This is a genomic window from Emticicia sp. 17c, from assembly GCF_037153985.1.
In the GTDB taxonomy this organism is placed as follows: domain Bacteria; phylum Bacteroidota; class Bacteroidia; order Cytophagales; family Spirosomataceae; genus Emticicia.
The window spans coordinates 450,345-470,853 of sequence record NZ_JBBAYI010000003.1 but is presented as its reverse complement, the minus strand read 5'-3'; the positions used below and the strand labels follow the sequence as shown (position 1 = coordinate 470,853).

Below are 20,509 nucleotides of genomic sequence, written 5' to 3'. Positions count from 1 at the left end.
CACTCGACTACTTTCGCAGGAGCCGTTTTTACAGCTAGCATAATAAGTAGTGTTTGAAGTTGGACTTTGGCTGAGCGAAGTCCCAGTTCCAATGGCTGTTCCACCCGAACTTTGGTTATACCAAGTTAGAGTACCTGTGCTGCAAGTAGCAGTCAACGAGACAGAGCTACCTGAACAGATAGTAGTATTGTCGACATTAACACTGGTCGGACTATTAGGCTGGGTAGTCACCGTTACCTGCGAAGTAGCCACTCGACTACTTTCGCAGGAGCCGTTTTTACAGCTAGCATAATAAGTAGTGTTTGAAGTTGGACTTTGGCTGAGCGAAGTCCCAGTTCCAATGGCTGTTCCACCCGAACTTTGGTTATACCAAGTTAGAGTACCTGTGCTGCAAGTAGCAGTCAGCGAGACAGAGCTACCTGAACAAATAGTAGTATTATCGACATTAACACTGGTCGGGCTATTAGGTTGGGTAGTCACTGTTACCTGCGAAGTAGCCACTCGGCTACTTTCGCAGGAGCCGTTTTTACAGCTTGCATAATAAGTAGTGTTCACAGTCGGACTTTGGCTGAGCGAAGTACCAGTTCCAATGGCTGTTCCGCCTGAACTTTGGTTATACCAAGTTAGTGTACCTGTGCTGCAAGTAGCAGTCAACGAAACAGAGCTACCTGAACAGATAGTCGTATTATCAACATTAACGCTTGTCGGGTTATTAGGTTGGGTAGTCACCGTTACCTGCGAAGTAGCCACTCGACTGCTTTCGCAGGAGCCGTTTTTACAACTAGCATAGTAAGTTGTGATCACAGTTGGGCTTTGGCTGAGCGAAGTACCAGTTCCAATGGCTGTTCCACCTGAACTTTGGTTATACCAAGTCAGTGTACCTGAACTACACGAAGCAGTCAGCGAGACAGAGCTACCCGAACAGATAGCGGTATTATCAACATTAACACTAGTTGGGCTATTAGGTTGGGTAGTTACTGTTACCTGAGAAGTAGCCACTCGGCTACTTTCACAAGAGCCGTTTTTACAGCTTGCATAATAAGTAGTATTTGAAGTTGGGCTTTGGCTAAGCGAAGTACCAGTTCCAATGGCTGTTCCACCCGAACTTTGGTTATACCAAGTCAGAGTACCTGTGCTGCAAGTAGCAGTCAGCGAAACAGAGCTACCCGAACAGATAGTGGTATTATCAACATTAATGCTAGTCGGGCTATTAGGCTGGGTAGTCACCGTTACCTGCGAAGTCGCCACTCGACTACTTTCGCAGGAACCGTTTGTACAGCTAGCATAATAAGTAGTGTTTGACGTTGGGCTTTGGCTGAGCGAAGTACCAGTTCCAATGGCTGTTCCACCCGAACTTTGGTTATACCAAGTTAGTGTGCCTGTGCTGCAAGTAGCAGTCAGCGAAACAGAGCTACCCGAACAGATAGTGGTATTATCGACATTAACACTTGTCGGGCTATTAGGTTGGGTAGTCACCGTTACCTGCGAAGTAGCCACTCGACTGCTTTCGCAGGAGCCATTTTTACAGCTAGCATAATAAGTAGTGTTCACAGTCGGGCTTTGGCTGAGCGAAGTACCAGTTCCAATGGCTGTTCCACCCGAACTTTGGTTATACCAAGTTAGTGTGCCTGTGCTGCAAGTAGCAGTCAACGAGACAGAGCTACCTGAACAGATAGTGGTATTATCGACATTAACACTTGTCGGGTTATTAGGCTGGGTAGTTACCGTAATAGTTCCAGCACCTGTTTTGGTACTTTCACAACTACTCCCTTTACAACTGACGCTATAACTGGTGGAATTAGTCGGGCTTACTACTAACGGTGAACCCGTACCAGCGGTGCTTCCACCTATAACATAAAAAGTTGCGATACCACCACTACAAGTAGCACTAAGTGATACAGATTCTCCTGAGCATATTGTTGTTTTGCTGGCAGCTATATCAATAGGAGCTTTTACTACGTATACCTTATTGGTAGCTACTCTATTACTCTCACAGCTCCCATTTTTACATGAAGCATAGTAAATTGTATTGTCGGTAGGGGCATTGCTAAAAAGACTACCCGACCCAATAGAGGTGCCTCCGGTAGCCTGATTATACCATATTGCACTACCACTACTGCAAGTAGCACTTAAACTGACAGATAAAGTTCTGCAAACACTTGTGTCAGACACAGCTACTGACGTTGGTAAAGAAACTGTATTAACTGTAAGAGTGGCTGCATTTGATGATACAGAATTAGGGCTGTTAAAAGCTACACAACGATACTGATTGCTATTTAAGCCTGTTACATCACTGATATTAAGGGTGCTACCATTGACACCTGAATAAACACCTGTTTCGCTAAGGTCGGTAAAAGAACCTGCACCAATTTTTACCTGCCATTGGTAGGAAACCGCATTTGTTGTAGCAATACTGAAACTTGTACTTGTTCCCGCACAAGCGGTAACATTGTCGGGGTCATCGGTAATGGTTGGAGTAACCGAAGAGCTTTGGGTAAGTATATAAGGTTCTTTACCAGCAGTATAGCTCGAACCTGAGAAAATAAGATTATCGCCAAAAGCGGCCAGATTCTCAGGTAATATTTCTGTCAGGGCAGTAGGGTCACTGATTTCCAGCGTACCACCGGTTGTGCCGTTTGTTTTCCATAATCTTTTGATACCTGAACTATTATTGGCAATAAAATAAATTGTTCCATTCACTAAAGTAAAATTGGTAATGCTTGTGTTACTGGTATTACCACTAAGACTTTTTACCATTACGGTTCCGCCGCTGCTGCCATCACTTTTCCATAAAGCATAGCCGTTTGTGCCATCGGTAGCAGTAAAAATCAAAGTCCCATTCATGTTAATGAGGTTAGCCGGATTTGAACTTGCCGTAGCAGTTGTTGTATTAATGTCTTTTACTAAAACTGTATTTGCTTCAGTGCCATCTGTTTTCCATAATTCTGTACCGTTGGTGCCATCATTGGCTGCAAAGAAAACTGTATTGCCTACTTTAGTAAGATAACTGGGAGAAGAATCACCAGAAGGATTAATATCTTTCACTATTACGGTGTTAGCGTCTGAGCCATCTGTTTTCCATATTTCCTGACCACCTGCACCCGAAACCGAAAATAGCAAGGTGCCATTTAAGTCTGTCAGGTAGCTAGGCGAATAAAATGAAGTATTAACATCTTTTACCAAAACAGTGCCAGCTTCGGTTCCGTCACTCTTCCATACTTCTGTTCCGATATTGGTTGACGCATAGAAATACAAGGTATTGTTAGAAATAGTAAAACCCTGAGGATAAGAAGAAGAAGAACCCGAATTAATATCTTTTACTAGGGTAGTCCCTGCTTCGGTTCCGTTTGTTTTCCATAATTCATACCCAACACCATCGCCTCTAGCCTGAAAATAAACTTCACCTTTGTATAAAATAAAGTCACTTGGTGACGAGCTTCCTGCGCTATATAGATTTTTTATCAGGCTTGTGCCACTCGAGGTCCCGTCGGTTTTCCAGAGTTCTCCGTCTCCGTCAGATAAACCCATGATAAGCATACTGTTATATGGGATAATTCCTGATAAAGTAATTCCCGACGAACCAGACCGGACATCCTTTATCATACTGGTGCCTCCTTCTGTGCCATCTGTTTTCCAGAGTTCAACGCCATTTACGCCGTCATTGGCAAGAAAGACCGATAAACTTCCTAATGTAGTAAACCAAGAAGGGTTAGAGTTATTTGAACTGGCATAAATATCTTTAACCAACGTAGTGCCTGCCTCGGTGCCGTCAGTTTTCCATAATTCCTTATCAGCCGTGGCATCTTTAGCCTGAAAAAATAACTTGTTGTCAAAAATAAAGAAATCGTCAGGCGAAGAACTCTGCGTACCGCTGTAAATATCTTTTACCATGGCTGTTCCACCTGCTGTTCCGTTAGTTTTCCAGAGTTCTGCACCATTTGTGCCATCACCTCTTACAAAATATAAGGCACTATTAAAAATAAAGAAATTACTGCCTGAGTTAGCTGTTACAAAAACAGTTCCGTTAGTAGTGCCATCAGTGCGCCAGATTCCATCGTTAGTACCATCAGTAGCCGTAAAATATAACTTATTATCAAAAACAATAAAGTTACTTGGATTCGAATGGTCTGCGTTGTCAGAGTTTGTATTTATATCTTTGAATAGAACCGTTCCTGCTTCTGTGCCATCGGTTCGCCAAAGTTCAATTCCAGAATCTCCATCATTAGCCGAAAAATACACATATCCGTTATATAAAGTAAAATTGCTTGGGTTACTTCCAGCGTCAGTAACATAAGGAGCAGTTTTGGTATTAATGTTCTTCAACATACTGGTGCCTGAGGTGGTACCGTCAGAAACCCACGGTTCGTAGCTATTCCAGTAGTTATGCGCGCTAAAGTATAATTTAGAACCACCTGCATAGTAGCCGTAGGGGTTAGTATTTGCAAGTGTGTTAATATCCTTTAACTTGAATGTTCCTGCTGTGGTGCCATCACTCACGTAGGGGTCGGTATCATACGAACCAGCATTGGCAGTAAAATATACCTTATTATTAAATGCTTTTAAATCAGAAGGCCCCGAACTACCAGTTCCTGAGGCTATATCCTTAATCATGACTGTACCTGCCTCAGTACCGTCGGTTTTCCATAATTCAACTCCATGCTTGCCTCCGCTAGTACCATCATTAGCGGAAAAAAATAAAATGTTATTGCTGATGGTAAACCAACCCGGATTGGAGTCACCCGAACCAGTATTAATATCTTTTAGCATATAAGTGCCACTCAAGGTGCCATCAGTGCGCCAAAGTTCTTTACCATTAACACCATCGGTGGCACTAAAGTAAATAACACCATTATAGGCAATAAGGTCAGAGACCCCCGACGAATTACTGCCCGGATTAATGTCTTTCAAAAGTACTGTTCCGGCGGTTGTTCCGTCTGACTTCCATAGTTCGGTACCTAAAGAAGTAGTGGCCGAAAAGTACATATTTGTACCAATGCTGGCAAAAAAACTAGGATTACTGGCACCATTAGTAACAGTGGTGTTGATGTCTTTCAGGAGAGAGGGCGTTTGAGCCTGTGAAAAAAAACTTATTGCCAGGAGCGACAAAAGTAGATAGTAAAAATTCTTCATGGTAGAACGATTCAAAACGATTTTTTGGGTTTCAGATAAATGGAATAAAAAAGAGGCGGAAAAATCTTTATAAGAAGGGCTTCTAAAATTTTTCTGCTTGCTTTTTATTACCACAGTTGGCCTTTACTGGTATTAGATTCTTGTAAGAAACTGTTTGGTGCGTCGTCTGGATAGAGGAATAATTTCGTTATTACTCATCTTGATCTTTGAAGCTGATTTTTCAAACTCAATCATATAATCGAGGTTAATAATGATGGCTCGGTTAGGTCTGAAAAAAGGTTGGTTGAATAACCTGCGTTCAAAAATCCCGAGGGTGCGTGAGGATAAAATTGAGTTTCCGTTTTCAAGCAAAATATGCGTGTAGTTGATGTCAGCTTTAAGCATTAAAATCTCGCTCGACCTCACAGTCTGGTGTTTGTTAATGGCTATGACTATATCATTTTCCATAATGTAAAGGGGTTAAATTCAGCGTGTGTTTTTACGGTCAAAACTAAGGAAATGCTTAGCCGAGGCGTTAGTACATTTTTTACATTTTTTTGCTCTTTTTGAACAAGCGGTATCAAAAACGATGAAAATGTGTGTTTTTGCGAGTAATCTGCCAAAAAGTGAGACAAGTACCGGATTAATAAATATTTACTGTGCGGGAGTATAAAATAAGCAGGTAACTTCTATATTCTGATAAAAAACAGAATACTTTTAACCTTAAAAGCCAATCACTGAATATGATAATAGTAAAGGAGAAAAATGCTACAAGGAAAAGCTCTTAAAACCAGACGGATATTTGGATCTGTGGCTAATTACATCGTAGTTGATTAGAAAGAGGGTTACCGTCTTTTACCGAGCTACAAGCAGGTAACTGGGTATCAGTAAACACGAAATAAGTATAATGAAATACCTCAGTATAGGAGAAATAAAATATAAAAAATCTGTGACTTTATATGTGTCTTTGCGTCTAAATAAGTTTTTCGGTCAAAGTCTTGTCATCGTAATAAACATAACAGGCCTAGAAAGCTAAGCATATAGCTAAAAAAACAGCTTATAAATATTTGTGTATCAGCCTGTTTTTTCTTAACAGGATGCTCAAGCCCCAACTTAAAGCCAGCGATACGCTGAAACTTATCAGAAACTTCATAAAAGCCGGAAGTTCATAAGGCAGGAGCCAGAACTGTGTCCAGATAACGAACACATAGTGCGTAAGATAAATTAAATAAGCATTTGCTGATAAAGAGTTCCACCAGCTATAAGATTTATGAACCAATTTTCGGAATGTAGTCAGAAAAGCGATACAACTGCATACACATGAGCTCACATATATACTGAAATAAATCATCCATGCCGCAAATGGAGCTAGTTGTTTTTGTGCAACCATCGTGGCAAGTATAGCTTGTTTTTCAATAACTGTCAGGAAAACATATATTGCCAAAGCCAGTATCACCCACACAAGCCATGTGTTTACCAGTTTTGAATCAGTCGAAAATAATTCTTGATTAAAAGGTGTCAGGCCTATAAAGGCACCAAACATAAAATAACCAGCATATAATAAAATCCTGCTCAACTGAAAATCAAAAGGCCCTGCGCCTGTCCATGTTCCGGCACCTACTGCGTAGGCTAGTGGTACATATAATAACCATGTAAGCATAAACAAAACAATAAAGAATACCATCGGTTTATGCTTCATAACGGCCGTCAATGCCACTGCTTTAGTGCTTAATTTTTTAATAAATGGGTATATCAATGCAAACAAACCATTAAATACAAACAGAACCCAGATAAACCACGGCGGGCCGACAGGCCATTTTTCGGTAGTAAAAAAAATCGATGATGTAGGCCGTTAGATTTGTATTTTTTCGGGCAATGATGTATGCCGGAAAATGTGCAATCAGCATAAGAATAGTTCCTCCTAACAGAAACGGCAGAAATAGTCGGTAAAATCGGTCTTTGATAAAAACAGATATTCCTTTTTTATTGGTACTTCTTGCTATAAACAAGCCACCAATCAGAAACATTAGTGACATAAAAAATACATCATTAAAGTTCTCGAATATATCTAGCCCTAACCATCTTCGGGAATCTACTATCGGGTGTGTCGATCTGATATAAGCCACCGAATCAAAACTGGCAAAGGTAGTATAGGCTAAACTGGCATGATGTGCCACTACCAGCACCGTTAAAGCCGAACGTAAATAATCAACCCAGATATTTCTCTGTAAATTTTCCTCCATAAAGGGTTTGTTTAAGCTATTTTTATGCTTCATAATAAAGGACACTTTTTTAGAGGTGGCGTTGCAAAAATGGCTGATATTTATTTAGCAATGTTAGTTTAGGAAAGATTTAATACCAGTACCCCGAAGATTATCTTCAGGGTACTGGCATTAGATTTAACTATGAGCATGATTAATGGCTCTGAGTAAATCTTTGATGGCGTTATCAAGGTCAATATAATTAAACCAGACTTGCTTATAAAATACGTGTCCATCGGGTGCAATAAGATAAGCAGTATTGGGCGACTGCCCAAACGAAAGCCAGTAATCATTATCAGGCTTATCAACCAGAATCGGAATAAGGATGTTGTTTTCTGCCTGCCATTTTTTAGCCAGTTTCCGGCGTTCGCCATAAGTTTTGGGCTGATTCGCCTGAACATTATCTCTGATATTGGCAGTGGGTATCTTCATCGTTTTGTCAGACGAATAAGGGCAGAACTTGTCGAAAGGGTGGGCTTCAACCGTATAAACATGGTAAATGTTTATCTGAGCGTTATATTTAACTCCCAATGCGTTTGCTTCCGGCAAATTAAAACGGCTTATATCGCAGGTGTAACTCCCCGAAATTAGTACAAGAGGCTTGCCATTGGCCAGCGTTTTATCAACCGAAAACTCACTTCCTTCCGGTGTAAACAATGTAAAATCAGGTATCTTGTCGCCTTTCTGATACCCCAGATTCTTGAAGTTACTATAATTGGTATTAATTCCTTTCGATACCTGTATAGTTATTTTGTCGTTATCGTTAGGAGGGGTATTTAAAGAAATACTACCATTCTGGCAGGCAATAAACAGCGGCGCAGTGAATAGTAAGTTAGTTATTCGTTTCATCATTATGAGTTTTGTTTAGAAATATGAAATCTCTAAACTCACAAATCATAGGTTAGGCAAAACCCGATAAACCTGTAAGGCGAAGGGGTTAAGCGTCGAATAAGTAACCCATAAATGAATAGGACAGCCACACAAAATATTTGGAGGTTGGGCTCAAAAAAGAGTAAAGAAAACTAATAAATAGATAGGTAAATAGATATTGAGAACGGCCAGACCGCAGGTCATAAATGATAGGTATGCTAAACTCTGACAGGAGAATCAGGATAAATCTAAGCTAATAAAGCACAATTGCCTGACATAAAACTAGAGTTACAGATAAAGCGTTGGTTTCGCACTCTTGGCGAATGATGAGCAAATATACTAGTAAATTTTTATCAGAGAATTTTAAAAGCTATTTTTTTTAGACAGTTAATAAGATTAATAAGAGTAATAAAAGTATTTCTGATACACTCAATAAGCTCCCAAGAACGTGCACATAAGTTAATATGCTTTTCGTCGCCAACTTTCCTGCCCTTATCGCTGTTTGTCATAAAAGTGGTATTGCAGCCACGCAAGAAACCCAATTTCCCTTTTTATCGTTATATTTGTATCTTAATTGATGTGTAAAGGTCTGGTTATACTTTATTCATGCCTGCGGTAAGCAGGCGCGGCGTTTAAAAAAAACATATTTGCGAAGAATTATCAGATAAAAAATCTTCGTTAAATAAAATATTGCTGAAAATGGTACATTATCAATCAAAGTATGTTATCATTGATAATACAACATTTCTAGCTTAATTTTCAGAAAAGGAATCATAGTTTAAATAGAAAAATATACTCAATGGATTTTGGACAGCAACCTTATTGCTCTTTCTGCGGTAGAAGAAAAAACGAAGTTGAACTTTTAATTTCTGGCACAGAAGCAAATATTTGTAATTATTGTGTAGAACAAGGGCATCAGCTTGTGCAGCAAGAACTGTACGGCGTTGTGAAAAAAGAAAAAAAGAAAAAAACAGATTCTCCAAGATTTGAACTAAAACCTCCTGTTGAACTAAAAAAACACCTCGACCAGTATGTTATCGGTCAGGACGAAGCTAAAAAAGTATTAAGCGTGGCAGTATATAACCACTACAAACGTTTAATGCAGCCTAAAAAAGAAGATGATGTCGTAATTGAAAAATCGAATATCATCATGGTAGGGGAAACAGGTACCGGAAAAACTTATCTGGCTCGTACTATCGCTAAAGTTCTACAAGTGCCTTTTGCTATTGCCGATGCTACCGTTTTAACTGAGGCAGGCTATGTGGGCGAAGATGTAGAAAGTATTTTAAGCCGATTGCTTCAGGCAGCCGACTTCAATACTGAACTGGCCGAAAAAGGAATTGTATACATTGATGAAATTGATAAAATTGCCCGTAAAAGTGATAATCCTTCTATCACCCGCGACGTAAGCGGCGAAGGCGTGCAACAAGGGCTTTTAAAACTACTTGAAGGATCAATCGTGAATGTGCCACCACAAGGTGGACGAAAACACCCTGAACAAAAACTGATGCAGATTAATACTGAGAATATCCTGTTTATCTGCGGCGGTGCTTTCGATGGTATTGACCGACACATTGCCAAACGTATTAACACACGCCCGATTGGTTTTTCAAATGATGCCAAAATGATGGACCTCTGGGATAACACCAGCCTCTTACGGTTTGTTACTCAGCAGGATTTAAAATCTTATGGGCTTATTCCTGAATTGATAGGTCGTTTGCCTTTGCTTACCTACCTCAATCCGCTTGACCGCGATGCCTTGAGACGTATCCTGACGGACCCTAAGAATGCCTTGATAAAACAATATAAAAAACTCTTTGCTATGGAAGACGTAGTGCTTGACTTTGCACCAGAGGTATTGGAATATATTGTTGACCGAGCAATGGAATATAAACTCGGCGCGCGTGGTTTACGCTCAATATGTGAGGCTATCATGACCGATATTATGTATGAATTGCCTTCTAATAAAGATATTAAGACTTTTACCGTAACACTTGATTACGCACAAAATAAATTCGAACGCTCGGCGTTCTATCAATTAAAACTGGTAGCGTAAGTGCTTAGGAACAAAACACAAGCCCTATAAATCTGCTTCGGTTTATAGGGCTTGTGTTTTTTATGCTGCTCAAACTTATTTGTGCCATTCACAGGATAACGACCAAAATGCTTAAAACCTTAAAGTTTGCTTGTATACTGTTGGTAGCAATGGGCTGCCGACGTGAGTATGCGTATTTTCAAAAAACTACCGCCGAAAACTTTAGCCAACCTAAGCCAAAAGCTACCGCTCAAAAACAGCCAATAGCGCAAGAAATGCCTGCAAACAATATGGCTGAAAATGAGCATATAGCAATACCTGCCGAACCGTTAATGGCTGATATGATAGCTACTAACGAAACGGAAGTGCTGGTTAATAATGGCTTGGGTAACGACCCTGTCGATTTGTTTCCGAAGGGGCTATTTAAGAAAAAAAGTAAAGTAAGTGCTAAAACCGAGCGAACAGGCGTTTTCAAAAAAGATGAAAACAGGCTTTTTCCTAAGAAGAAAGCTAAAAAAAGACGAGATAGTTTTGGTCACAAATTTAATGAGCGGCTAAAAATTGGGCTGGTTCTGTTAGGAATTGCTATAATTTTTGCTTTGCTTCACATTACTGTTCTGACAATTATTTTCGGCATTTTAGCGGCATTTATGATAATAAGAGGACTTCGAAAATTATTTTAAGAAATAGTTATACCTAACTAAACACCATAGGATATGAATATTATATTGATACACGGCTTTGGAGAAGACCATTTCGTATGGACCCAGTTCATGACTTTATTACCTGCAAAACATACTTATTACACACCTGATTATGCCACTTTTACGGATTGTGAATCGATTGATGACTATACCAAATGGTTGAAACAGTTCCTGAAAGAACGTGACGTCGACAAGTGTGTCCTTGTTGGCCATTCAATGGGTGGTTATATCGCTTTATCGTTTGCAGAGCAAAATCCTGAAATGGTTCAGGGCTTAGGGCTTTTCCACTCATCGGCCTATGCCGATGACGAAGAAAGAAAGGCTTCCAGATTAAAAACAATTGATTTTATAGATAGGCACGGGGCAGAGGAGTTTATAAAGGATTTTTATCCTAAAATGTTTACGACTCACTTTAAAGATTCTCATAAAGAGCTTATCGATAGCCAGATTAAACGATACAGCTCACTCTCTAAAAGGTCGTTAAAAAATGCCCAACTGGCCATGAGAAACAGGAAGGATACAACTCAGGTGCTGAAAAACGCTAATTATCCGATTATGATTATTGCGGGTGAGGAAGATAAGTTTGTGCCGCTTGAGGCTTCTAAAGAGCAGATAAAACTTTTAAAGAAAGGCCATACCAAGATTCTAAGCGGGGTAGCTCATGCTGGTATGTTTGAACAACCCGAGGTATGTGCTAAAGTGGTGGAAGACTTCATTGGGGCTTGTAAAGCGTAACACGGATTGGTAATCCGTGGGTTATTAACATAGCAATGGGCAATAGCCACAACTATTGCCCATTGCTATAAACGCCTATCATAATAGCTTATTTTACTACTTTCAGAACCCCCTGCATAACAGTATAATGCCCCGGATACGTACATACAAAAGTATAATCGCCTGGGGTTGTAGGAGCAATAAAATAGATTGACTCCTGTGTTTCTGGCTGCATCAACGACGTATGAAATAATACTTCGCTCAACTCAGGTACATAGGCTTTGCTTTCACCTTCAAGTCCCATTTTAAAGGCTGCTTCGCCAACTTTACCCACAGTACCCGGTTTCACAATTACCAGATTATGCAGCATATCGTCGTTATTATTAAATACCAGACGAATCTTGCTACCTGCTTTTATCTGTACTTTATTAATATCAAATTTCAAACCCGGCTTGGTAGCAATAGAAATCGATTGGTCTACTTGTCCGTTCCAACTGGCAGGCATTTCGGTTACTCTTTTTGCACTTGCTTTTAACTCGGTTTTAGGCATATTCGTCATCGAATGTCCGGCGTGTTCGTCTGTTTTTTTCTCAACTACTGCGTATTTGCTTATATCCATCAAAGGAGCTGCATCATTAATATTATTTAGCGTATAGTAGCCGAAATTATGCAAGAGTGGCCTGTCTTCGTTGTTTTTTATGCCTTCAAGGCGTAACTCATGAATATACCCCAATCGTAAAGAGTCTATCGCTAAACGCACGCTCATGCCATCAGCGGCTACCTCAATAGCCTTTATCTTTAACGCTTTTGCATTAATAATGGGGCTACCATAATTGTGATGATACTTGTAGGTAAAACTGTTAATTTTATAAGAGCTAACATCTTGTGCTGTTTCTTTATTCACGGGCTGTGTAAACTCTACCAGAAAACCATCTGGCATTGATTTAATCGTTTTCATTTCAAATGGAGTCCTGCCTGTCCATTCTAGCCTTTGTAAGCCAAATTCATCTTTTCCGGTTGATGCCCACCCACGACTGGTCATCCCCACAAACATAGAGGCATCAAGCCCCCAGCGCATACGTAAAATACCTGATTGAAACCCTTCACGAAACGGAAAACAAACGCCCTGACTCTTTCCTTTAACTTTTTCCAGAAAAACCCGCATGATTTTGCTGTGGCCCTGGTCACCCACAAAAAGCTGACCTTCAAATGGTCCGAATTTCCCATTCGATAAATCCTCTACAATGTCGGAGGTCGAAATCCCCATTAATGTGTGAGGGAACCAAACCGCCGGAATTTTAAAATTAGGTACACGCTTGGCTACTTCATACATAGGTTCACCGGTATCAGGTACATCCGATGCTTTTATTTTCAATGGCGAATTTGCTTCCGAAGTCCAGATTAAACCTTCTGGATTACCCGCAAAATCGCCTTTTTCCAGTTGTGTCATCCGTCCTGAACCTACCCAGTCACCTTGATTTTCAGTATAATAAATATCTCCGTTTTTTAACACGCCAAAGCCCGCCGGAGAACGCAAACCCGTTGCCCATGGTGTCATTTTGCCATCAGGCGTTAAACGGAGCATCCATCCACGCCATTTCGACAAACTGGCTCCATGACCAATCCACCCAAGATTCAAAGTAATAAGCATATCGTTATCAGGCAATAAAACAGGCCCATACGAATACTCATGGTAATTACCCGAAAGCGGAAACTTGTAAAATGCTGTATAGTCATCGGCTACTCCATTCCCATCATTATCTTTCAGGATGGTTACTTCTCCGCGTTGGGTAGCCCATAAATTACCATTAATGTAATTTAGCCCCAGAGGCTCGTGCAAACCCGAAGCAAAGCGTTTATAAGTAGGAGTAGTACCGTTTTTCATATAAGGGTTGGCTATTAGCCATACATCGCCGCGTCTGGTACAAACACCCAAGCGTCCATCTGGTAAAACGGCCAATCCACCTACTTCCAGCTGAATTCCCTCAGGCACAGGCAGGGTTACAATGCGATAAAAATCTTCTTCGGTTAAAGGGCGGTTCTGTGCAAATACTCCCGAAAAAGTAACGAGTAATAAAATGAATATTTTTTTCATTTTTAATATTTTGGTTGAATATATGCTGGCTTTACCAGTAATTCTATGATTAATTTATTGTATAACTATTACCACAAAACAGCGTAAGTAAGGCTTCCGGTACTAGGCACAATTAGCTCTTGTCCGGCTTTACTATTTCTGATAAGTGGCTTTGTTTTTTCATCAAGACGCACATAGCTGGCGTTTCCATCATTATTATCCAGCAAATAAAACCCTTTGTTAATCATGGTAATACTTTTAGCTTCACCTAGTTTGGTATATAAGCCTGTTGTACCGTTGGCCGTAATAGTAATATTTATACCGCCGTCATTGGCAGGTACAATTTTCTGGGTAATGTCTGCACCTTTGTATTGATATTTATAAGTAGGTAAGCCTTCTGGCCCCAACGTGTAGCCCTTAAAAATAAGGTCGTTATAATCATCAAGCGAATCAGGCATGGCCGCGTTTACATCGCTAAGGCTAGCTACAACTGGTTTCCCTGAAAAACTCACCTTTACACCTTTCGGCTTAAGTAACTGAGGCTCGCCACGTTCATGAAACATCTCTGTTACATCGGCAAACTCACCTCGCCAAGCATAAAGTAAAGCTCCCTGATCTAAATCGAAAGAATAATGCGTGCCTGCCGGAGTACCCACCGAAATAGCATGTGTACGTTTTTTGCCATTAAACATTACAAATGAACGAATCAATTCTACGTCGCTTCTAGGGGTAATGTCTATTTCCCCCACTGCTTGTGGCGAAGGCAACGATGTTTCTGCATGCAAAGCGTAAGGTCTTATTTCGGGGCCAGCAGCAAACAGACCTAACTCGGCTTTCCACCATACTTTATTGTAACGAAGCTCGAATGGATGTTTACCTTTTTTAAGGTCGATATAAGCCGTTCGGGGCTTTCTGTAACTTTCTCCTTCCATAGGCAATATTTCTTTCCCATCTACTTTTAACGAGCCTTTGCCTGCATAGTCGGCAATGAGCGAGTAACTACCATCTTTTTCAACATCAATATTACCTCTGAATATCAGCAAAAAACGATTAAAACCTGCGCCAAAGTCTTTGGTGATAGTGGCAGTAGTACCTTTGTCGTTCGGAGTCTCACTTTTAGGCGCAAACTGCTGATTCCAGTCGTAAGTTTCATACATTTCATAGCTTAAATCACTCACTTTTAGTGGCTTTTCTTTGCTATATTTCAGATATGCCACATTTTTTACGGCTATGGTGCCTGTTTTGTTTTCAAATACCAGTGGCCCTTCATTTTTGCCATCGGTAGGTAACACATATCCCTGATGAATAACTACATCGTTTAAAATAATTTTCTCTATGGTTAACGCATTTCCGAATGACGCATCCGAAAAAGTTACTTCCAGCTTTTGCCATAGCCCAACGGCCTTTCCTGCTTGTTGTTCGGGTAATTGTAATGAGCCATCGGTTTTGATAATAGCCCCTATGGGCCTTGTGTTACTCAGTACAATCCCGTGCCGCCCTTGTATATAAAAAACGCCATCACTATTATTACCAAGCATAAACTCAAAACTCACTTTGGCATCAGCAGTTGTGAGTTTTGATGTCATTTTTCCTGGTGTGTTCGAAAACAACATTTTGTTGCCGACCGTAAAACCTGCTTTTTTCTGAAACGGATTAGTAACATTTTCTGCCTGTTTCCAGTTGTTTAAATCCCAATTATCGACTGCCAACTGATTTAAAGGAAACTCTTGTGCAAACGATTGAAAACAAAGAAAAAATGCCCAAAATACAGACAATAAACGTAGATACATGGTTGAATAAATTAGAGTTTCTACAAAACTAGCCGATTAATTGTATTTTATACAATTAAAATCGAAAAAACTTTTTGATGAGTACCGAAACAGTTTTGTACTTTTGTTGAGAAAATTAAGAAACTAAATAATTTATGTCAAAACCAACTTTATTGATTTTAGCAGCCGGAATGGGTAGCCGTTATGGTGGAATAAAACAGCTAGATAAATTCGGCCCGAACGGCGAAACAATCATTGACTATTCTATTTATGATGCCATTAAAGCTGGCTTCGGAAAAATAGTGTTTATTATCAGAGAAGAACTTAAAGCAGATTTTCAGGAAATATTCGGCCCTAAACTTGAAGGGAAAATCGACTATGATTTTGCTATTCAGAGCGTTCAGAGCTATGTGCCTGCCGACTTAGGTACCGTTGAACGTACCAAGCCATGGGGTACAGGTCATGCAGTTTTATGCGCATGGGAGCAAACCTCAACACCTTTTGCCGTTATCAACGCCGATGATTTTTATGGCTATGAAGGCTTTCAGATAATGGCTGATTTTCTGGCTAATAATCAGGACCCAACCTGCCATGCAATGGTGGGCTACCAGATTAAAAATACCTTGTCAGAAAACGGCTCGGTTTCGAGAGGGGTTTGTGAACTGGATAAGGATGGTTTTCTGGAAGTAGTAACCGAACGCACAAAGATTTACCGCCAGCCTGAGGGGCAAATTGTATTTGAAGAAGGAGATACCTTGACTAATCTTGACGATAACACTATTGTATCGATGAATTTCTGGGGTTTTATGCCTAACGTATTTCCGGTTATACATGAAATGTTTAAAGAATATGCCACAAAGAACCTGCATTCTCCGAAAGCAGAATTTTACATTCCAACAGTCATGACACACCTCATTCAACATAATTTAGGCAAATGTAAGGTGTTTTCTAACGAATCAGAGTGGTTTGGCGTTACATACCCTGAAGACAAACCAACAGTAACCGAAGCACTCAGAAAACTTTCTGAGCAAGGTAAATACTCTGCTTAATTTGTGCATTTATAAGCAAGATAAGATAAAAATATTTCTTGAACCTCGTCGCTTTCATCTGAAAGGGCGAGGTTTTTATAATTGTATTTTTGCCACACAAAAAAGTACCGCAAAACCTAGTCATATTTTTGGAGTAGATTTTGTATTTATTCGGTAAAATAGGCAGATTTGTGACTAGTTTTAAACAATTCGTCTTTAGTATGCTTACCAATATTGTATGCTGAAAAACTGGTATTGAAACCCACCCTGACTATGAATGTAGCTTACCGCCGCGCCACCCTTGCCGATATCGACGACCTTACCAAATTAAGAATTGCTTTCTTGAAAGAAGTGCAAAGCCCTGAAACACATTTAATTGATGAAAATGGGCTAGCTGAAATATTAAGAGCCTACTTTCAGACTCATCTGGCTAATGAAGAATTTGTGGCATGGCTAGCCATTGTCGATGGCCGCGTTGTAGCTACCAGCGGCCTTTGCTTTTTTAAAATTTGTCCCGGGTTTACGCTACTCGATGGCCGCGTTGCCTACATTATGAATATTTATACACTTACCGAATGGCGAAAAAAAGGTATCGGAAAGCAGGTGTTTATGCATATTCTGGAAGAAGCTAAAAGCAGAGGTTACAAACGGGTTTCATTACATGCAACGGAAGATGGCCGACCTGTCTACGAAAAATTTGGTTTTCGTTTTACTAATGACGAAATGGAGTTAAGACTCAGTTAAAAAATCAATTATCCATTTATTTACCTAAAATTACAGATGATAATTATAGATGCCCACCTTGATATGGCCATGAACGCGATTGAATGGAATCGTGATTACAGACGAACAGTTGAGGAAATCCGCTCAATGGAAGCAGGAATGACTGATAAAATTGACCGAGGCAAAGGTGTGGTTTCGTTGCCAGAACTTAGAAAAGGAAAAATAGCCGTAATAGTGGCTACTCAGCTAGCCCGATACAGCGAACATAATGGTAATATGCCCGGTTCGGGTTGGAATTCGCCTCATCAGGCATGGGCCATGACACAGGCCCAACTAGCATGGTATCAGGCAATGGTTGAGGCAGGCGAAATGGTGCAGATTACTACTGCCAGCCAATTGGATAAACATATTGCCCTTTGGGAAGATACCTCGCAGGATGATACTAAAAAACCTATCGGTTTTATTCTGAGTCTGGAAGGGGCTGATTCGTTGGTTAACCTTTCTTACCTCGAAAAAGCATATAACTATGGATTAAGAGCTATTGGCCCTGCCCATTATGGCCCGGGTCGGTATGCGCCCGGTACAGGTATGACTGGCGGACTAACTCAGGCCGGACGTGAACTGGTAAAAGAAATGGATAGGCTAGGCATGGTACTGGATGCCACGCACCTGACCGATGAGGGCTTTGACGAAGCACTTGATTTATTTCAGGGGCAGGTATGGGCAAGTCATCATAACTGCCGTAGTCTGGTGCCGCATCAACGGCAGTTAAACGACGAGCAAATTAAACGTCTGGTTGAACGCGGGGCCGTAATAGGTGGCTGCCTTGATGTCTGGATGTTAAAACCGGGCCTTATTCAAAGACAAATAAACCCTGAGGCCATAGGGGCTAATCTGGAAGTGCTGATTGACCATTACGACCACATCTGCCAGATTACCGGCAATAGTTTACATATTGCTATCGGCAGCGACCTCGATGGTACTTTTGGTCAGGAACAATCTCCGTATGATTTGGACACCATTGCCGACTTGCAGAAATACCAGCATTTATTGGCTAAAAGAGGCTATACAAATGCCGATATTGAAAACATTTTTCATAAAAACTGGCTACGTATTATGCGTAAAGCGTTGGCCTGATTCCGGATTATATCCTCCTACTTTTTACTTTTCAAAAGAATTTTATTGAGTAGGGCCAACTACGCTTGGTACTTAGCGCCATCTTTATTCTAAAGCAAAGTAATGTTTTCAAGAAAATACAATTATATTTGATAAAATTATTATTAAGAAATATGACAAAATGGGTAAAGGTTTTTGAAACCCCCAATGTTTTTAAAGCCGAAATACTCAAAAATGAGTTGTTATCGCACGAGGTAGCGGCAGTAGTTTTAAATAAAAAAGACCGTAACTATCTTATAGGATGGTGCGAAGTGCATGTGCCTGACAATCAGGAAAATATTGCAAAAGTGATTATCGATATATTTAACCAAAATGACCCGGAAACTGAATCAACTCTCTAACCTGAGCCAACGAATTATTGCTGCTGTAATCGGAGTATCTATTATCCTTGTAGGAGTATTATATAATGAATGGACATCATGGGTTTTGTTTCTTACAATAAGCGTTCTAACTCAATGGGAGTTTTATAAACTGTTGAAGCTCGATGCTAACTCGCCGCTCGCATTTTACGGAACTTTCTGTGGTGTGGTTTTAAATGTACTTACCTTTTTTATAGAAAAAGACCTGATTCCTTTTAAATTTTATTATCTGGTAGTACCTTTATTAACGGCAACATTTTTTATTAAATTATACAAAAAGAAAGATTCAAAGCCATTCGCTAATCTGGGCTATACCTTTTTGGGTATAATTTATGTAGCTGTACCATTTGCCCTTATTAATGAACTTGTACTGACCGATACAGGCTATGAACCTAAATTAATTCTGGGGTGCCTCTTTATTTTATGGTCAAGCGATACCGGTGCTTACTTTGCCGGAAGGTTTCTCGGGAAACGCAAACTCTTTGAACGTGTATCTCCAAAAAAGACTTGGGAGGGCTTTTTCGGAGGGGCAATATTATCATTAATTGTAGCGTTTATTTTAACAAAGTATTTCAATTGCATTTTGCCATGGCAATGGTATATAGTTGCTGTTATTATTGCCATCACAGGAACACTCGGCGATTTGGTAGAATCACTATTTAAGCGTAGTATTGCTATAAAAGATTCGGGAAGTTTAATTCCGGGCCATGGTGGATTCATGGACAGATTCGACGGGCTTTTACTTTCAATGCCTTTTATCGTAACTTTTCTGAAGATATTTGGCTGATTTTTTTGAACCTACTTGACACAAAAAAATGTTTTAAAAACAGCGAGTCTGTACCTTTACTAACGAGACAATGAAAAAAAATATTACATATCTGTTTATTTTTATATGCTTGATAATTAGCCACTTAGCGCATTCTCAAGGCGAAATAAAGTATATTACATTTTCGGGGTTAGTAATCGATAGCCAGACCAAAGAGCCTCTGCCCGGGGCTTACATTACCATTCCACAAGCGGGTAGGGGAACCCTCTCAAACAATAAAGGATACTTTGTGTTAGGAGTCTTTCCGGGTGATACGGTAGTGTTTAGTTATGTAGGTTTTAAGAAACAGTTCCATATTATTCCGAAGAAAACAGATGTTGATTATTCGGTATTTGTAGAGTTACAGGTAGATGCCAAAATGTTAAAAGAAGTTAAAGTTTACCCGTTCAATACCGAAGAAGAGTTTAAGCAGGCACTTGTTGATATGAAACTGCCCGATGAACGCGAACGGCAGATTTTGCAGGAAACATACAGCCCCGAAAATATTGCTAAAATGGCCTCAGTGCATGGCATGAGTGCCGATGCCAATTTCAGGTATGCCAATAACCAGTTTGTAAAACAGATAGAAAGTAGAGGCTCAGTTACTACAAACCCGTTGTTGAATCCGTTTTCATGGGTGAATTTTGTAAAATCAATCAAAAGCGGGGCATGGAAAGACAAATCTTGGAAGGCAGGAGCAGAGGCTGCGCCGAGGGATAACGTCACGCGGGACCAGTATTTTAGAGATAACATGAAAAAGAATGATTAAGCCTCCACAGGCTTAATCAGATGTTTATATAACTTTATTTGATTATAATTGCATTTTTAAAAGAAAACAGTCTTAACGTTCGATATTCTACTTAACGTATCTGTTTTTTTCCT

At 40.1% G+C, this 20,509-nt stretch carries 16 protein-coding genes; 9 read left to right on the top strand and 7 right to left on the bottom strand.

The genetic code is table 11. The features are described 5' to 3' along the window. The 5 genes from WAA15_RS09730 to WAA15_RS09710 all read right to left on the bottom strand — a co-directional run. On the bottom strand, positions 1–5,130 hold a 5,130-nt coding region (locus tag WAA15_RS09730; protein ID WP_337042540.1), incomplete at its 3' end, for an ELWxxDGT repeat protein. 132 nt (positions 5,131–5,262) lie between these two features. Continuing rightward, positions 5,263–5,577, bottom strand: a complete 315-nt coding sequence (locus WAA15_RS09725) for a LytR/AlgR family response regulator transcription factor (RefSeq protein ID WP_337042539.1) — start codon at positions 5,575–5,577, stop codon at positions 5,263–5,265. A 589-nt stretch (positions 5,578–6,166) separates the two neighbouring features. After that, on the bottom strand, positions 6,167–6,892 hold the full coding sequence (locus tag WAA15_RS09720; protein ID WP_337042544.1) for an acyltransferase family protein: 726 nt from the start codon (positions 6,890–6,892) through the stop codon (positions 6,167–6,169). Further along, entirely contained in the window at positions 6,879–7,352 is a 474-nt protein-coding gene (locus tag WAA15_RS09715) for an acyltransferase family protein (RefSeq protein WP_337042538.1), read from the bottom strand. Before WAA15_RS09715 ends, WAA15_RS09720 begins: the two co-directional genes overlap by 14 nt. Before the next feature lie 156 nt (positions 7,353–7,508). Continuing rightward, the gene (locus tag WAA15_RS09710) at positions 7,509–8,222 is read right to left on the bottom strand and encodes a hypothetical protein (RefSeq protein WP_337042537.1); all 714 of its coding nucleotides are present in this window, start codon (positions 8,220–8,222) and stop codon (positions 7,509–7,511) included. A gap of 817 nt (positions 8,223–9,039) precedes the next feature. On the opposite strand from WAA15_RS09710, the gene clpX reads away from it, so the two are divergent. The 3 genes from clpX to WAA15_RS09695 all read left to right on the top strand — a co-directional run bounded on the left by clpX (position 9,040) and on the right by WAA15_RS09695 (position 11,714). Continuing rightward, positions 9,040–10,296, top strand: a complete 1,257-nt coding sequence (gene clpX, locus WAA15_RS09705; RefSeq protein WP_337042536.1) for an ATP-dependent Clp protease ATP-binding subunit ClpX — start codon at positions 9,040–9,042, stop codon at positions 10,294–10,296. Between the two features lie 107 nt (positions 10,297–10,403). Continuing rightward, on the top strand, positions 10,404–10,958 hold the full coding sequence (locus WAA15_RS09700; protein ID WP_337042535.1) for a hypothetical protein: 555 nt from the start codon (positions 10,404–10,406) through the stop codon (positions 10,956–10,958). Positions 10,959–10,991: 33 nt separating this feature from the next. Next, a complete protein-coding gene (locus tag WAA15_RS09695; RefSeq protein WP_337042534.1) occupies positions 10,992–11,714 on the top strand; it encodes an alpha/beta fold hydrolase in 723 nt (240 codons plus the stop codon). Between the two features lie 88 nt (positions 11,715–11,802). Here WAA15_RS09695 and WAA15_RS09690 read toward each other — a convergent pair whose 3' ends face one another. Continuing rightward, positions 11,803–13,788, bottom strand: coding sequence for a plastocyanin/azurin family copper-binding protein (locus WAA15_RS09690; RefSeq protein WP_337042533.1), 1,986 nt, complete (start codon positions 13,786–13,788; stop codon positions 11,803–11,805). Between the two features lie 68 nt (positions 13,789–13,856). Further along, a complete protein-coding gene (locus WAA15_RS09685) occupies positions 13,857–15,557 on the bottom strand; it encodes a family 16 glycoside hydrolase (RefSeq protein WP_337042532.1) in 1,701 nt (566 codons plus the stop codon). A gap of 134 nt (positions 15,558–15,691) precedes the next feature. Here WAA15_RS09685 and WAA15_RS09680 point away from each other — a divergent pair, with 134 nt between their 5' ends. The 6 genes from WAA15_RS09680 (at position 15,692) to WAA15_RS09655 (ending at position 20,396) form a co-directional block, all read left to right on the top strand. Continuing rightward, complete coding sequence (locus WAA15_RS09680; protein WP_337042531.1) at positions 15,692–16,585, top strand: nucleotidyltransferase family protein; 894 nt, start codon at positions 15,692–15,694, stop codon at positions 16,583–16,585. A 252-nt stretch (positions 16,586–16,837) separates the two neighbouring features. Continuing rightward, entirely contained in the window at positions 16,838–17,308 is a 471-nt protein-coding gene (locus WAA15_RS09675; RefSeq protein WP_337042530.1) for a GNAT family N-acetyltransferase, read from the top strand. A 36-nt stretch (positions 17,309–17,344) separates the two neighbouring features. Further along, complete coding sequence (locus tag WAA15_RS09670; RefSeq protein ID WP_337042529.1) at positions 17,345–18,424, top strand: dipeptidase; 1,080 nt, start codon at positions 17,345–17,347, stop codon at positions 18,422–18,424. A gap of 152 nt (positions 18,425–18,576) precedes the next feature. After that, a complete protein-coding gene (locus WAA15_RS09665; RefSeq protein ID WP_337042528.1) occupies positions 18,577–18,804 on the top strand; it encodes a putative signal transducing protein in 228 nt (75 codons plus the stop codon). Further along, positions 18,776–19,609 carry a phosphatidate cytidylyltransferase gene (locus tag WAA15_RS09660; protein ID WP_337042527.1) on the top strand — a complete coding sequence of 278 codons (834 nt, stop codon included), beginning with the start codon at positions 18,776–18,778 and terminating at the stop codon, positions 19,607–19,609. Before WAA15_RS09665 ends, WAA15_RS09660 begins: the two co-directional genes overlap by 29 nt. A gap of 70 nt (positions 19,610–19,679) precedes the next feature. Beyond that, the gene (locus tag WAA15_RS09655) at positions 19,680–20,396 is read left to right on the top strand and encodes a carboxypeptidase-like regulatory domain-containing protein (protein ID WP_337042526.1); all 717 of its coding nucleotides are present in this window, start codon (positions 19,680–19,682) and stop codon (positions 20,394–20,396) included. Positions 20,397–20,509: the final 113 nt, after the last annotated feature.